Genomic DNA, 14,860 nt, shown 5'->3' on the forward strand with positions numbered 1-14,860 from the left:
CCCGGTGTCATGTCATCGGCGCATTGCGTCGACTGCGCCGACGGTTCACCATACCGGGCAACGACCGGCCGGCCGGCGCATGGGGTGCCGGCGCGTGCCGGCACCGGAGGAACCGCACGCCATGACCGCCGAAGACACCGCCTTCACCTTGACCGCGCCCGACGGCCACGAGATCCGGGTCCGGGCCTGGCTGCCCGAGGGAACGCCCCGGGGCGTGGTGCAGCTTGCCCATGGCATGGGGGAGCATATCGGCCGCTATGACCGGCTTGCCCGCCGGCTGACCGCCGCCGGCCATGCGGTCTATGCCGCCAATCATCGCGGCCACGGGCCGGCGGCGGCCGAGGCCGGCGCGCTCGGCGATTTCGGGGCGGCCGGTTTTGCGGCTCTGGTCGACGATCTGGCGGTGATCGCCGCCGATCTGGGGCGGCGCCATCCGGGGCTGAAGCGGGTGCTGGTGGGTCACAGCATGGGCTCGTTTGCCGCCCAGGCCTTCATGACCCGGCATCCGGGGGCGGTGGACGGTGTGGCGCTGTCGGGCACCACCGCGGTCGACATGCTGGGCCAGGCCGCCGCCTCGGGCAGTTTCCGGCTGGAAGACCTGAACCAGACCATCCCCGATGCCCGCACCCCCTTCGACTGGCTGAGCCGCGACCCGGCCGAGGTCGATGCCTATATCGCCGATCCCTTGTGCGGCTTCACCGTCGCCGAGGCCTCGTTCGGCTCCATTTTCGAGGTCTGCGGCCCGATCTGGCAGCCCGAGGCGACCGCGCGGCTGGTGCGCGACATGCCGCTGCTGCTGTTCATCGGCGATCGCGACCCGGTCGGCGGCGACATGGTCTGGTTCGATACACTGGTCGGCCGCTATCGGGCGGCGGGTCTGGCCGATGTCTCGGTCCATGTCTTCGGCGGCGCCCGTCACGAAACCCTGAACGAGACCAATCGAGACGAGGTGATGACGGTGCTGGGCGCCTGGATCGACCGGGTCACCGCCGCCTGAACCGTCAACCCGGACATCATCAACCCTGGCATCATCAACCCCGGCGGGTGCGGCGATAGTCGTTGGGGTCGATGCCGTGGCGCTGGAGCTTGTCGTAGAAGGTCTTGCGCGGCAGGCCCAGCGCCTGGATCACCGCCTTGACCTCGCCGTCATGCAGCGCCAGCGCGGCGCGGATCGCGCCTGCCTCGAACCGGTCCACCCGGCGGGGCAGGGGCAGATCCGGGTCGTCGCCCGGCCCGGCCGCGCCCGCGGGCAGGGGCCCTGAGCCCGGTGCGGTTTCGGCCGAGAGCCCCAGCGCCACCCGTTCGGCGAAATGGGCCAGTTCGCGGACATTGCCCGGCCAGTCATGGGCGGCGAGATGGCGACGGACGGCATCGTCCGGCGCCGGCACCGGACGGCCGAAGCGGGCGGCCGCGCGCTCCAGGAAATGGGCGAACAGCAGCGGCACATCGCCCCGCCGCTCACGCAGCGGCGGAATGCGGATCGTCACCACGTTCAGGCGGTAATAGAGGTCGTCGCGGAACCGCCCCTCGGCCGCTTCCTGCAGCAGGTCGACCTTGGTGGCGCCGATCACCCGAAGGTCGACCGGCCGGATGTCGTTGGTGCCCAGCGGCTCGACCGTGCGGGTCTCCAGCACCCGCAGCAGCTTCACCTGCAGGCTCTTCGGCATGCTCTCGATCTCGTCGAGGAACAGCGTGCCGCCATCGGCATGTTCGATCCGCCCGACCCGGCGGCGCTGGGCACCGGTGAAGGCGCCGGGTTCATGGCCGAACAGCTCGCTCTCGATCACCGTCTCGGGCAGGGCGCCGCAATTCAGCGCCACCAGCCGGGCGGTCCGCCGCCGGCTGCCGGCATGCAGCGCGCGGGCCACGACCTCCTTGCCCGATCCGGTTTCGCCCAGCACCAGCACGTCGACATCGGCGGCGGCGACCGCCTGCACGGTCTCGCGCAGCCGCTCCATCTCGGGCGTGCGGCCGATCAGCCCCAGCGCCGCCTCGGCGTCCAGGGCGGCCTTCAGCCGGCGGTTCTCCATCACCAGCCGGCGCAGCCGCGTGGCCCGGGTCACCGCGTCCACCAGCGCCTCGGCCGGATAGGGTTTTGACAGGAAGTCCTGGGCGCCGCGGCGCATCGCCTCCACCGCCATCGGTATGTCGCCATGGCCGGTCACGAAGATCACCGGCAGGTCCGGATCCTGTGCCCGCAGCCGGTCGAACAAGGTGAGCCCGTCGATGCCCGGCATGCGCATGTCGGTGACCACCACCCCCGGAAACTCGCGGTCGACCAGCGCCAGCGCGGCCTCGGCCGAGGCTGCGGTCAGCACGTCGAACCCGGCCAGGTCCAGGGTCTGGGCATTGGCGATCCGGACATCGTCCTCGTCGTCGACGAAGACCACCTGTGGCAGCTCGCGGGTCATCCGGCCTCCGGCAGATCGATGATGAAGGTGGCGCCGCCCGTCGTCGCGGGCGGCTCTGCGGCAAGCGTGCCGCCCATGTCGCGCACCAGATCGGCCGAGATCACCAGCCCCAGCCCCAGCCCGTCGGGTTTGGTGGTGCGGAAGGGCAGGAACAGGGCCTCGCGGATATCGGGCGGCAGCCCCGGCCCGTTGTCCGAGACCAGGATCCTGAGCCGCGTCGTGCCGTCCCCGGCAATGATGCGCGCGACCCTTATGGCGATCCGCGGTGTCGGGCGCCCCTCGACCGCGTCGATCGCATTGCCGATCAGGTTGACCAGAACCTGTTCCAGCCGCACCCGCTCCGCCACCACCCGCGTCGCGCCGGTCTCTGACGGGATGTCGCAGACCAGGTCGATGCCGGCGGCCCGGATCCGGTGGCCCAGCAGCAGCAGGGCGCCGTCGATCGCCTCCGTCACCTGCACGGGTCTGGGCGCGGTGCCGGCCTTGCGGGCGAAGCCGCGCAGCTGGCCGGTGATCGTGCCGATGCGCGTGGTCAGCTCGCCGATGCGGGACAGATTGGCCAGGGCGGCATCGGCCCGGTCGCGCTCCAGGAAGGCGCGGGCATTGTCGGCGAAGGCGCGGATCGCCGCCACCGGCTGGTTGATCTCGTGGGCGACGCTGGCGGCGATACGGCCCAGAACCGCCAGCCGCCCGGCCTGGATCAGATCGTCCTGCAGGCGCCTTGCGGCGGCCTCGGCCTGGCGGCGTTCCTCCATCCCGGCCTCGAGTGCCGCATAGGCGCGGGCCAGATCGGCGGTGCGGTCGGCAACCGCCGCCTCCAGCCTCTGCCGTTCCAGGGCGGCGCGGGCGGCCCGGCCTTGCAGCTGCTGGCGGCGATACAGCCCGGCGGCCGCCAGGGCCGCAAGCAGGGCGATGCCGGTGCCGGCCAGCGCGCGCGCATCGGCCACCGCCCGCAGCATCGCCTGGTCGGCCGGGGTCATCAGATGCAGGGTCCAGCCGATTTCGGGCATGGTCAGGCTCTGATGCAGCAAAACGGCATCATCGACGCGCAGCAGCGCCTGATCGCCGGCCGCGGGCGCGAAAGGCAGGGGGTCGAGCGGTGCATCGCCGTATTGCAGCCCGGCGCGGATCGCGGCCCGCATCTCTTCGGGCAGCGGCGTCAGGCTGCGGAAGCGCCAGCCTGCGACCCCGCTGACCAGAACCACGCCGCGGGCATCGGTGGCGAAGATCCGTTCGGGCGCGCCGGCCCAGATCGCCTCCAGCCGGTCGAATTCGATCTTCACCACCATCACGCCCAGCCCATGGCGCGGAACGGCGCCCCGATCGTCGTCGATCCGCCGGGCCAGATACATGCCAGGGCGGTGGCTGACCGTGCCCATGGCGAAATGCTCGGCGGCGCCTTCGGCCATGGCCACGGCGTAATAGGGCCGGAAGCCGTAATCATTGCCCACGAAGCTGACCGGCGTCGCCCAGTTGCTGGCCGCCAGCGTCAGACCGTGATCGTCGATCAGGTAGATCACCGCTGCACGGGTGGCGCGGGTCAGCGCCTCCAGCTTGCGGTTCAGCCGGTCGCGGGCGCCGGTATCCTCCGGTGCCCGCAGCACTGCAAGCGCATCGGGATCGCGCGCCAGCACCACCGGCAGGGCGCGCTGCTTGTCGATCTCGGCGCCCAGCGTCTCGGCGTTCAGCGACAGTGAAACCCGTCCGGCCTGGCCCAGATCGGCCAGAACCTCGTCCCGTGCGATCCGCCCGGCCTGCCAGACCACAAGCCCGCCGATCACCAGCCACAGGCAGACGAATGCCGCCCAGACCCGGATCCGTCTCCGGCGGATCAGGCTGGCATCGGCGGGCCCGACGGTGGCGGTGCCCGGGGGTGTGGGGGCGGCGCGGTCGCTCATGGCGCCAGTGTCCGACGAATCGCGCCCGCGCGCAAATCCACACATTGTGCGGAAATTCGCCAATATCGCCGCCAATCCGGGCGGATATCCACACACTTCACGCAAAGTCCGATGGCGCATGCCGGGTATTCCGCCAGGGAATTCAAGGATTTGTTCGTCCTGGTGCCGGCTGGCACGCCGATTGCCAACAGCGGCCTCCGGGTCCGCCGGCAGGGGATGGCGGGCCGGATTCCAAGATCGGCCGGCGCCGCACGCCGGCGAAAACCCGGAGGAGGACGCCGGCGATGGCACAGGGTCTCGCAGGGCAGGGCGCGCAGGCAGGCGCCGCCCGGCCGAAGAAAATTTATCAGCACCTCTACGTCCAGGTCCTGATCGCGGTGGCGGCAGGCATCCTGCTCGGCCATTTCTATCCGCAGCTGGGCGCGGATCTGAAGCCGCTCGGCGATGCCTTCATCAAACTGGTCAAGATGATCATCGCCCCGGTCATCTTCCTGACCGTGGTCACCGGCATCGCGGGCATGAGCGATCTTGAGAAGGTCGGCCGGGTCGGCGCCAAGGCGATGATCTATTTCCTGGTCTTCTCGACGCTGGCCCTGATCGTCGGGCTGGTCATCGCCAATGTCGTCCAGCCGGGTGCCGGCATGCATATCGACCCGGCCAGCCTGGATGCCGCCGCGGTCAAGGCCTATGCCGACAAGGCCCATGACCAGACGCTCATCGGCTTCCTGATGGGCATCATCCCGGCCACCGCTTTCAGCGCCTTCGCCTCGGGCGATATTCTGCAGGTGCTGTTCTTCTCGGTGCTGTTCGGCGTCGGCCTGTCGATGATCGGCGAGCGCGGCGCGCCGGTGCTTGGCTTCCTGAAGATCACCACCCAGGTCGTCTTCAACATCGTCCATATCGTGATGAAGGTCGCACCCATCGGTGCCTTCGGCGCGATGGCCTTCACCATCGGCAAATACGGCATCGGCTCCATCGCCAATCTGGCGATGCTGGTCGGTACCTTCTACATCACCGCCCTCTTTTTCGTGCTGGTCGTGCTGGGGGCGGTCGCCCGTGCCAACGGCTTCTCGATCCTGCGCCTGATCCGCTACATCAAAGCGGAGCTGCTGCTGGTGCTGGGCACCAGTTCCTCGGAATCGGCGCTGCCTTCGCTGATGGAAAAGATGGAAAAGGCCGGCTGTTCCAAGCCCGTCGTCGGCCTGGTCGTGCCGACCGGCTATTCCTTCAATCTGGACGGCACCAACATCTACATGACCATGGCGGCGCTGTTCATCGCCCAGGCGACCGACACGCCGCTGGGGCTGGGCGATCAGATCCTGCTGCTGCTGGTGGCGATGTTGAGTTCCAAGGGCGCCGCCGGCGTCACCGGATCGGGCTTCATCACGCTGGCGGCGACGCTGGCGGTGGTGCCCAGCGTGCCGGTCGCCGGCATGGCGCTGATCCTGGGCGTCGACCGCTTCATGTCGGAATGCCGCTCTCTGACCAATTTCGTCGGCAACGCCATGGCCGCGATCGTGGTCGCGCGCTGGGAAGGGGAGCTGGACCGCGACCGTCTGGCGGCGACGCTGGAAGCCGGGCGGGTGCTGGATGATGCCACCGAAGCGGCCCCCGTACACATGCCGGCCCCTGGCCTTGCCCGGCCGCTTGCCGGCCCACCGATCGCGGGGACTCCGATCGCGGGGCCTGCCGAGTAACGGCAGCCTCGCCAGACCCTGCCCCGGGGGAAGGGGCACGCGGCCCCGCCGGGGCGCCATCCGTCGGGGGAGGTGGATGGCGCCGGGCGGGGCCGCAGCTTTTGTGCCGGTGCGGTGCGCCGTCCCGAAGGCTCAGGGCAGCTTCTGGGCGGTCTTCGCCGCGTCGCGATCGCGGCAGCGCTTCACCCAGTCCGCGACATGGGGCACGCCCGACAGATCCATGCGTGCCGCCGCCAGCCAGTGGACGATGGCCGAGACATTGAGGTCGGCCACGGTGAAGCGGCCGCCGACCAGCCAGCCATCGCCCTTGGCCAGGGCCTTGTCGAGCACGGCGAGCGGCCGGGCAAGGCTGGCTTCCGCCGCCTCGGCGCGGGCGGCATCGCGGGCTTCGCCGCGCAGCACCAGGCGGTGCAGCAGCACGGTCAGCGACAGCGCCTCCAGATCGGTGACCGCCCAGAAGCTCCACTGGGCCATCAGCCCCGCTTCGGCGGCATTGCCCGCGGCAAGCGGCCCGCCGTGTTTCGCGGCCAGGTAGAGGTTGATCGCCATGGATTCGGTGATGACCACGCCGTCGTCCTCGATCACCGGAATCCGGAGATTGGGGTTGAGGCGGGCAATGTCGGGGTCGCTCGCCGCGTCGGCGATCTTGACCGGGATGTGCTCGTAGGCGATGCCGAGTTCCTCGGCCATCCAGAGATTGCGCGAGGTGCGCGACGCGCTCATCCCGTAGATCTTCAACGTCATGACCCGTATTTCCTCCGTCGGTCGGGTCCCCCGGCCTTGCGCGGGGGTATCGTGGACGGCAGGACGTTAGCACGAGCCGCGGGCCGCGCGCATCGGCGCAGGTGGCCCGCGGGCCGGGGCCGGTCAATAGGGCTGGTATTCCCTGAGCCGCGCCCGGCGCAGCAGCAGCTCGACCAGGGTGGCGCGCAGGCGGCTGGTGAAGGCTTCCAGATGGCCGCGGCAGAGGTGCTCGGCCTCGTCGTTCTCCACCGCGATCGCCAGGCGCCGGCCGATGAGGGCCAGTTGATCCAGGCCGAGCAGGGCGGCCTGGCCCGCGATCGTCCGCGCATCGTCGGCCAGCACCACGGGGTCGGCGTCGTAGGTCATCCGGCGGATGCGGTCGGTGGCGGTGGCCATGAAGCCGTCGAGCATCTGGGCCACACGATCCTGCCCCATCTGACGCTGCAGCCGGTCGATCGCCGCCATTTCGTCGCCCACCGCTTCGACCGGCGCCTCGGGATGCGGCGCGGCGGCCTGCGGCGGTGCGGGCGGCGGCGCGCGGCGGATCCGGGTGTAGCGCTGCAGCATCTCGGCCAGTTCGGACAGCTGGACGGGCTTGGCCATATAGTCGTTCATGCCGGCGTCGCGGCATTGTTCCATGGCCGAATCGAAGGCATTGGCGGTCAGCGCCACGATCGGTACCCCGGCCAGCGTCGGGTCGGTCAGGCCGCGGATGGCGCGCGCCGCCTCCAGCCCGTTCATCACCGGCATGCGCATGTCCATCAGCACCAGATCGATGCCGCCGCGGGCGGTGATGGCCACCGCCTCGGCCCCGTCTTCCGCCTTTTCCACGATGCAGCCCAGGCGCTTGAGCATGGCGGCCAGAACCTCGCGGTTCATCTCCACATCGTCTGCCACCAGCACCCGCGGGCCGCGCCCTTCGGCGGCGGGCGGCGGGGATGGTGCGGCTTCCGGACGGTCCAGCGCCGTGGCCGCCCTGCCGGTCTTGAGGGGGGTTTCCGGCAAGGCGACCTCGAAGCGGAACAGGGCGCCGCGGGGGACGCTGTCGTCCAGTTCCAGCCGCCCGCCCATGGCGGCGGCCAGCCGCGCCGAGATCGCAAGGCCCAGCCCGGTGCCGGTTGCCGCGGTCGCGGTCTCGTCCAGCTGCGAGAAATCCTTGAACAGCAGATGCCGGCGCTCGGGCGGGATACCCGGACCGTCATCCTGCACTTCGAAGCGCAGCCACCCGTCCTCCCCCCGGCGGGCCCGCAGGATGACCCGGCCATGGGGGGTGAATTTGACCGCGTTCGACAGCAGGTTCAGCAGCACCTGCTGCAGGCGCATCGCGTCGGCGCGGATGGCGTGCGGCAGATCGGCCGCGGCATCGGTGATCAGAACCAGGCCCTTGGCCGTCGCCTGCGGGGCGACGACATCGCTGACCACGGTCAGCAGGCCGCGCAGATCCACCCCGTCGCGCGGCTGCAATTCCAGCTTGCCGGCCTCGATCTTCGAAAAGTCGAGCACGTCGTTGATCACGCCCAGCAGATGCCGGCCGGCGCTTGCGATCATCTGCACCCGCTGGCGCGGCCCCGGGCCCACCCCCGGATCGCCCAGCAGCAGCTGCGCCGCCCCCAGAACGCCGTTCAGCGGCGTGCGGAGTTCATGGCTCATGGTCGCCAGGAAGCGCGATTTCGCGAAACTGGCCCGCTCTGCCGCCTCGCGCGCGCTTTCCAGCTCGGCCGCGTGGCGTTCGCCGTCTTCGACCACCATGCTCCACAGCATCGCGAAATTGCTGCCGACATAGAACATGCCGGCCAGCGCCAGAAAGCCGCTCTGGACCCAGGTGCTGGCCAGCACGCTGTCCATGTCGGGGCCCGCCAGCGTCGCCAGCCCCCGTGCCAGGGTCACACCGCCGAAAATCGCGAAGACGATGCCGGCGGCGTGCAGCGACGGCCGCGCCCGGCCCCGGATGTCGTTGCGGATCGCGACCACCGCGCACATCAGCAGCAGCAGCCCGGATCCGGTGGAATAGGAGACGATGCGCGCCTTCAGGTCGGGGCTGGCGATGGTGAAGGCAAGCACCAGCCCCATCGTCACCGCGATCACCGCGATGGCGGGCGGCATCAGGCCACGCCGCCCGGTCAGGCGTTCGAAACTTGTGAGGTAGAGCGCCGATGAGACGAGCAGCAGGCCGTTTGCGGCCAGTGTGGTCGGCAGATCGCCGGTCGCGAGGTTGAAAGCCAGCACCAGCGAGGCGATCGCCCGCGCCGCATTGCCCGCGGTCCACCACAGAACATGGGCCGGACCGCGCCGTGCCGCACTGACCGCGGCGAATCCGATGGTCAGGGTCACGGTGATCCAGGCGTTGTAGATCGCCAGTGTGACGATGTCCATCTTCCGGCCCCTTCGGCGTGTACGTCCTTCAGATCCTACACTGTCCCGAAAAGGGGTAAACAAATCGCGTATATCGCGAGCCGTCAGACAGAAAATCGACCGGATGCCAGCCGGCGCTCATCGGCCCCGAAAGCGTGCAGGCCGGCCGCACGGAGGGTGATCCCGACCCTGTCGCCGGCGGGCGGCGCCGGCTGATGATGGCGGACCACGATTTCGTCGCCGTCATCGACCCGCAGATGCAGGATCCGGCTGTCGCCCAGCTCTTCGATCATCCGGACCCGGCCGGTCGTCACCGCATCGGGGGCGTCGGCGGTGGTGATCGCCAGATCCTCGGGCCGGATGCCGATCCAGGCGGTGGCCTGGGGCAGATCCCCCGCCGCGGCCAGTGCCCGGCCGGCGGCGCTGGCGGGGGAGGCGACGTTCATCTGCGGGCTGCCCAGGAAGCGGGCGACGAACAGGGTGTCGGGGCGGGTGTAAAGATCATGCGGCGGGCCCGCCTGCTCGATCCGGCCGCGGTTCAGCACCACCAGCCGGTCGGCCAGCGTCATCGCCTCCACCTGATCATGGGTGACGTGGATGATGGTGGCGCCCAGATCGGCATGCATGGCGGCAAGCTCCACCCGGGTGCCGGCCCGCAATGCGGCGTCCAGATTGGACAGCGGCTCGTCGAACAGGAAGACCTTGGGGTCGCGCACGATGGCGCGGGCGATCGCCACCCGCTGGCGCTGGCCGCCCGACAGCTGGGCCGGCCTGCGGTCCATCAGCTCGCCGATCTTCAGCATGTCTGCGGCCCTGGCGATCCGCGCGCGGATGTCGGCGTCCGAGGCCCCGGCGATCTTCAGCCCGAAGCCGATATTGCGACGGACGGTCATATGCGGGTAGAGCGCATAGGACTGGAAGACCATCGAGACGCCGCGTTTCGCCGGCGGCAGCTGATCGACCCGGTCGCCGTCGATCAGGATCTCGCCCGCGCTCGGTGCGTCCAGCCCGGCGATCAGCCGCAGCAGGGTGGATTTGCCGCAGCCCGAGGGGCCCACCACCACGGTGAAGCTGCCGCGCGGCACGGCGAGGTCCAGCCCGCGCAGCACCTCGGCCGCGCCATAGCGGCGGCCGAGGCCGCGAAGTTCCAGCATGGGGGGCAGATCGTCGGTCATGAGCGCGCGTCAGCCTTTCACGGCGCCCGCCGTCAACCCGGCCACCAGACGGCGCTGGAAGACCAGCACCAGCGCCACCAGCGGCAGGGTGACCGTGACCGAGGCGGCCATGATCATCCCCCAGGGCAGTTCGTGCTGGCTGCCGCCGGTCAGCAGCGCGATCGCGACCGGCACCGTGCGCATGTCGTCGGTGAGGGTGAAGGTGAGGGCGAAGAGGAATTCGTTCCAGGCGATGATGAAGGCGATCAGCCCGGTGGTGACGATGGCCGGCCACATCAGCGGCAGGAAGATGCGGGTCAGGATGGTGAAGGGGCCGGCCCCGTCCATGATCGCGGCTTCTTCGATCTCGACCGGCAGTTCACGGATGAAGGTGGTCAGCACCCAGACCGTGAAGGGCAGGGTGAACAGCAGATAGGCGAGCGCCAGGCCCCAGAGCGAATTGTAGAGGCCAAGCCCGCGGATCAGCGTGAACATGCCCGAGAGCACCGCCACCTGCGGGAACATCGAAACCGCGAGCACCGCCAGCAGGATCAGCCGCCGGCCGCGAAAGCGGATCCGCCCCAGCGCATGGGCGGCGGTCAGGCCCAGTACGGCCGAGGCGGTCACCACCAGCACCGCCACCAGCACCGAATTCAGGATGCTGCGCCCGAAGGCGCCGGTTGCGAACAGGGCCCGGTAGTTGCCCAGGTCGATCGCCTCCGGCCACCAGCGGATCCGGAAGATGCCGCTGCCGCTTTCCATCGAGGTCAGCACGGCATAATAGAGCGGGAACAGCGACCAGAGCAGCAGCAGGACGACCGAGAGGCCGAGGCCGATGGCGGCAAGCGGGGTGCGGCGGGTCATGCGCCCGCCCCCCCGTGCCGGCCGCCGGCCGCCGACCGGTCGGGGCGGAGCACCGCCAGCCACAGGATCGTGACCAGCCCCACCACCAGGAAGAGCAGGGTAGAGGCGGCCGAGCCATAGCCCATGTCCTGGAACTGGACCAGCTGCTGGCGGGCATGGACCGACAGCGTCATGGTCGCCTCGGCATTGCCGGTCATGACATAGACCAGATCGAACACCCTGAGCGCATCGAGCAGGCGGAAGACCATCGCCACCGCCAGCGCCGGGCGGATCAGCGGCAGGGTGATGAAGACGAAGACTTTCCAGGCGGGGATGCCGTCGACCCGGGCCGCCTCGTAACAGTCGCGCGGCACGGTCTGCAGGGCCGCCAGCATCAGCAGGGCGACGAAGGGCGTGGTCTTCCAGACATCGACCAGGATCACCGCCGGCAGGGCGGTCGTGGCATCGGCAAGCCAGGCCACCGGCCGGTCGATCACGCCCAGTGCCATCAGCCCGGCATTCACGATGCCGAACTGGTCGTGGAGCATCCAGGCCCACATCTTGGCCGAGACCACGGTCGGGATCGCCCAGGGCACCAGCACGGCGGCGCGCACCCAGCCGCGGCCGGGGAAGTCCGCGTTCAGCACCAGGGCCATGGCGATGCCCAGCACCGTTTCCAGCGTCACCGAGGCGGCGGCGAAGATCAGCGTATTGGCAAGCGCCCGCCACCAGGTCGGATCGGCCAGGATGCCGTACCAGGCGCCGTCATAGGCTTCCAGATAGTTGGCGAAGCCGACCAGGCCGTAATCGCCGGGGGCGGTGAGGCTGGCATCGGTGAAGCCGAACCAGATGGTGCGGGCCAGCGGCCAGACCGCGACCAGCGCCAGCACCGCCATCATCGGCGACAGGAAGATCGCCGCGGTGCGGGCGGAACCGCGGCCGGCGGTGCTGGCCCTCGCGCTCACCAGCGTCCGCCGCGCGACAGGCGGCCCAGATCGCGATCGAGGCGGGTGAGGGCGGCTTCGGGCGTCATCCGCCCGGCCAGCGCATCCTGGGTGCGCTGCCAGACGGCGGCCGACAGCCGGTTATAGGCATCGCCCGTGGCGCGGGACGGCCGGGCGACCGCCGTCTCGAAAGTCTGGTAAAGCTGGCCGAAGAACGGGTTGGCGGCCAGAACCTCGTCATCCTTGTAAAGCGCGGGGATGGTCGGGTTGTAGGCGGCTTCGACCGCGCGGCGCTTCTGCTCGGCGGCGCCGGTCAGGAACCGCACCAGATCGGCCGCCTCGGCCGGGTGCTTCGAATAGCGCGAGACCGCCAGATGCCAGCCGCCCAGCGTGCCGGTGGTCTTGCCCTCGGGGCCCCCCGGCGGCAGGGCGGTGACGCCGACCTTGTCCCTGACGGGGCTGTCGGCGCTTTGCGCCAGGGCCCAGGCATAGGGCCAGTTGCGCATGAACACCGCCTTGCCCGACTGGAACACGCCGCGCGCGGCCTCTTCGTCATAGGTGAGCACGCCTTCAGGCGAGATCTTCCCCACCCAGGATGCGGCTTCGGTCAGGGCGGCCAGGGCCTTGGGGTTGTTCACCGTCACCCGGCCGTCGGCATCGACGATGGTGCCGCCGCCATAGGCGTCGATCCATTCCAGCGCATTGCAGGTGAGGCCTTCATAGGCCCGGCCCTGCCAGACATAGCCCCAGAGATCGGTCTGCCCGGCCGCGCGTTCCTTCTGCTGGATGTCGGTGGCGATGCGGGTGAGATCGGACCAGCTCTTGGGCGGCTGGTGGCCATATCGGTCCAGCAGATCCTTGCGGTAGTAGAGCACGCCGGCATCGGTCCACCAGGGCATGGCGACCAGCCGGCCGTCGACGGTGTCGTTCTCGATCAGGGCCGGGAAATGCTGCGCGGGGGCATCGCCCATATACGCCGACAGATCGACCAGATGCGGCGCCAGCATGCCCGGCCAGACCACGTCGATCTGCAGCACGTCGATATCGTCGGCGCCGGCGCCCAGGATCTGCTGATAGAGCGCGAAGCGTTCATTCGAGGAATTGGGGGTCGAGACGATGGCGACCGTGTTGCCGGTCGTCTTTTCCCAGGCGGCGACCCCGTCGCGGCAGAGCGACAGCTCGACACCGACCGCGCCGCAGGAAATGGTGAGCGAGACACCCTCGGCCCGGGCGTCCCCGCCGGTGCCGGCAAGGGCCGCCGCCCCCAGCAGCATGCCCGCCGCAAGCGTGATGCGGCGCATGTCCCGCCGCGTCGTCATGACCATCGGTCCAGATCCGCTTCTGAATTCGCCGGTGTGCCCGTGCCGGCCTCGTCATCCTCCGAAACATCCATCGCGACCACGTGATGTCGCGCTCAACTCTGCGCACGACCAGCGGGGGCCGGGTCTTCACTCCCGTCTGGCGGACGGGGGCAGAGACCCGGAAATCTCACGCGGGCGATCCCTTGTTTCTAATCCGATCTCGGGAAAAGTCCACCGGGTATTGGAAAATCAATGGAGTGTTGACCGTAGACGGCCCGCTGAGGTGAACCTACAGCGGCAGGCTTGCGAAGCTCGGCCCCCCGGTTGAAACCCGGTTATCGAGAAGCGGGGCGTCCATCGATCAAGCGACCTTCGTATAATACACAACTCTTCGTAGCGGTGTCCGCGTCGTGATCCAGATTCTGTGGAGAAGCTGAGAGTCCGTCCAAGAAGTTATCTATGATTTCCGGCTCCTTGCGATTCTGCGCATCATGATCCGGATCATCGCGAGGCGGAGGAATGCCAAAGCCATCCGTGAGAGGTTCTCGAAGTCTTTGGCCAGCCTGCGGCAGCGGCCGAGCCATCCGAAGGTCCGTTCGACGATCCAGCGTTTGGGCAGAACCTGGAAGCCCTTGGCGGTATCCGAACGCTTGACGATGTCCAGGTGCCAGACACCGAGTTCACGCACGGCGGCAGCCGTGGCGGCCCCCTGGTAGCCACCATCGGCGAAGATGCGCTCGATGAACGGGAACAGGCGGCGGACCCCGTTCAGCACCGGCAACTTCAGCACCGGCGACGCGCCATCCCGATCCTGAATGTCGGCAGGCTGGATCTGCGCTTCCAGCATCATGCCGAGCGTGTCGACGACGATGTGCCGTTTCTTGCCTTTGACCTTTTTGCCCGCGTCATGGCCCGACGGATCGATCCGCGCCCCCCTTTTCCGCGCTTTTGACGCTCTGGCTGCCGATGATTGCGGCGCTCGGTCCGGCCTCTTTCCCGGCCAGCTCGCGAACATCCACGAACAGGGCATGGTGGATCCGCGCCAGTGTGCCATCCTATTCCCACAGACCCGGATATTCATGCACCGTGCTCCGCGTCGGCAGATCCTTGGGCAGAGCCCGCCATTGGCAGCCGGTCATCAGCACATAGAATACGCCGTTCAGAACGTCGCGGACATCGACCCTGCGCTATTGGCCGCCGCGCTTCGCCGGCGGGATCAGCGGTTCGACCAGCGCCCATTCTTCATCCGTCAGGTCGCTCGGATATCTCAGGCCCGGCCGTTCATAAACCCGGCGGGTTTCCGTCGTCCACATTCTGTCCGCTCCCTTTTTCTCTGGCGCGGCAGAGAATCACAACGGATTCACCGGATTCGATAACCTTCCGGACGGGCTCTAATACTACAGTTGCATATTATATCTTTTCGCCCCATGCGAAATGGCCGCAACCGCTTGATGTGACTGCCGCCACCGAAACCATGCCCAGACGTCCCCTGCGTGGCGTTGTGTCGCGAACAGAA

10 protein-coding genes and 1 pseudogene are annotated in these 14,860 nt (G+C 69.0%); 2 read left to right on the top strand and 9 right to left on the bottom strand.

Features of this window, described 5'->3' with window-relative positions; translation table 11 throughout:
- The first annotated feature begins 121 nt into the window (after nucleotides 1–121).
- A complete protein-coding gene (locus WI697_RS25495) occupies nucleotides 122–997 on the top strand; it encodes an alpha/beta fold hydrolase (RefSeq protein ID WP_345960428.1) in 876 nt (291 codons plus the stop codon).
- Nucleotides 998–1,031: 34 nt separating this feature from the next.
- On the opposite strand, the gene WI697_RS25500 is transcribed toward WI697_RS25495, so the two are convergent.
- Together WI697_RS25500 and WI697_RS25505 are read right to left on the bottom strand one after the other, a co-directional pair.
- Nucleotides 1,032–2,411 (bottom strand): sigma-54-dependent transcriptional regulator, encoded by a 1,380-nt coding sequence (locus WI697_RS25500; protein WP_345960429.1) that lies wholly within the window; start codon nucleotides 2,409–2,411, stop codon nucleotides 1,032–1,034.
- Nucleotides 2,408–4,309, bottom strand: a complete 1,902-nt coding sequence (locus WI697_RS25505) for an ATP-binding protein (RefSeq protein WP_345960430.1) — start codon at nucleotides 4,307–4,309, stop codon at nucleotides 2,408–2,410. The genes WI697_RS25500 and WI697_RS25505 overlap by 4 nt, the downstream gene beginning before the upstream one ends.
- Before the next feature lie 284 nt (nucleotides 4,310–4,593).
- On the opposite strand from WI697_RS25505, the gene WI697_RS25510 reads away from it, so the two are divergent.
- A complete protein-coding gene (locus tag WI697_RS25510) occupies nucleotides 4,594–6,006 on the top strand; it encodes a dicarboxylate/amino acid:cation symporter (RefSeq protein ID WP_345960431.1) in 1,413 nt (470 codons plus the stop codon).
- A gap of 132 nt (nucleotides 6,007–6,138) precedes the next feature.
- On the opposite strand, the gene WI697_RS25515 is transcribed toward WI697_RS25510, so the two are convergent.
- The 7 genes and pseudogenes from WI697_RS25515 to WI697_RS25545 form a co-directional block, all read right to left on the bottom strand.
- On the bottom strand, nucleotides 6,139–6,750 hold the full coding sequence (locus WI697_RS25515) for a glutathione S-transferase family protein (protein WP_296718764.1): 612 nt from the start codon (nucleotides 6,748–6,750) through the stop codon (nucleotides 6,139–6,141).
- A 123-nt stretch (nucleotides 6,751–6,873) separates the two neighbouring features.
- Nucleotides 6,874–9,123: an ATP-binding protein gene (locus WI697_RS25520; protein ID WP_345960432.1), complete on the bottom strand. Its 2,250-nt coding sequence runs from the start codon at nucleotides 9,121–9,123 to the stop codon at nucleotides 6,874–6,876.
- An 83-nt stretch (nucleotides 9,124–9,206) separates the two neighbouring features.
- Nucleotides 9,207–10,277: an ABC transporter ATP-binding protein gene (locus WI697_RS25525; RefSeq protein WP_062761907.1), complete on the bottom strand. Its 1,071-nt coding sequence runs from the start codon at nucleotides 10,275–10,277 to the stop codon at nucleotides 9,207–9,209.
- 9 nt (nucleotides 10,278–10,286) lie between these two features.
- Complete coding sequence (locus tag WI697_RS25530; RefSeq protein WP_345960433.1) at nucleotides 10,287–11,120, bottom strand: carbohydrate ABC transporter permease; 834 nt, start codon at nucleotides 11,118–11,120, stop codon at nucleotides 10,287–10,289.
- Complete coding sequence (locus WI697_RS25535) at nucleotides 11,117–11,998, bottom strand: carbohydrate ABC transporter permease (RefSeq protein ID WP_345960436.1); 882 nt, start codon at nucleotides 11,996–11,998, stop codon at nucleotides 11,117–11,119. The genes WI697_RS25530 and WI697_RS25535 overlap by 4 nt, the downstream gene beginning before the upstream one ends.
- A 62-nt stretch (nucleotides 11,999–12,060) precedes the next feature.
- Entirely contained in the window at nucleotides 12,061–13,368 is a 1,308-nt protein-coding gene (locus WI697_RS25540; protein ID WP_345960434.1) for an ABC transporter substrate-binding protein, read from the bottom strand.
- Between the two features lie 433 nt (nucleotides 13,369–13,801).
- A pseudogene (locus WI697_RS25545) lies at nucleotides 13,802–14,657 on the bottom strand (IS5 family transposase).
- Nucleotides 14,658–14,860 lie beyond the last annotated feature (203 nt).

The organism is Tistrella mobilis (genome assembly GCF_039634785.1).
In the GTDB taxonomy this organism is placed as follows: Bacteria; Pseudomonadota; Alphaproteobacteria; order Tistrellales; family Tistrellaceae; genus Tistrella; species Tistrella mobilis.

Coding starts and splice junctions, on each gene's coding strand:
- WI697_RS25495 (WP_345960428.1), top strand. CDS start 122: ATGACCGCCGAAGACACCGCCTTCACCTTGACCGCGCCCGACGGCCAC.
- WI697_RS25500 (WP_345960429.1), bottom strand. CDS start 2,411: ATGACCCGCGAGCTGCCACAGGTGGTCTTCGTCGACGACGAGGACGAT.
- WI697_RS25505 (WP_345960430.1), bottom strand. CDS start 4,309: ATGAGCGACCGCGCCGCCCCCACACCCCCGGGCACCGCCACCGTCGGG.
- WI697_RS25510 (WP_345960431.1), top strand. CDS start 4,594: ATGGCACAGGGTCTCGCAGGGCAGGGCGCGCAGGCAGGCGCCGCCCGG.
- WI697_RS25515 (WP_296718764.1), bottom strand. CDS start 6,750: ATGACGTTGAAGATCTACGGGATGAGCGCGTCGCGCACCTCGCGCAAT.
- WI697_RS25520 (WP_345960432.1), bottom strand. CDS start 9,123: ATGGACATCGTCACACTGGCGATCTACAACGCCTGGATCACCGTGACC.
- WI697_RS25525 (WP_062761907.1), bottom strand. CDS start 10,277: ATGACCGACGATCTGCCCCCCATGCTGGAACTTCGCGGCCTCGGCCGC.
- WI697_RS25530 (WP_345960433.1), bottom strand. CDS start 11,120: ATGACCCGCCGCACCCCGCTTGCCGCCATCGGCCTCGGCCTCTCGGTC.
- WI697_RS25535 (WP_345960436.1), bottom strand. CDS start 11,998: ATGATGGCGGTGCTGGCGCTGGTCGCGGTCTGGCCGCTGGCCCGCACC.
- WI697_RS25540 (WP_345960434.1), bottom strand. CDS start 13,368: ATGGTCATGACGACGCGGCGGGACATGCGCCGCATCACGCTTGCGGCG.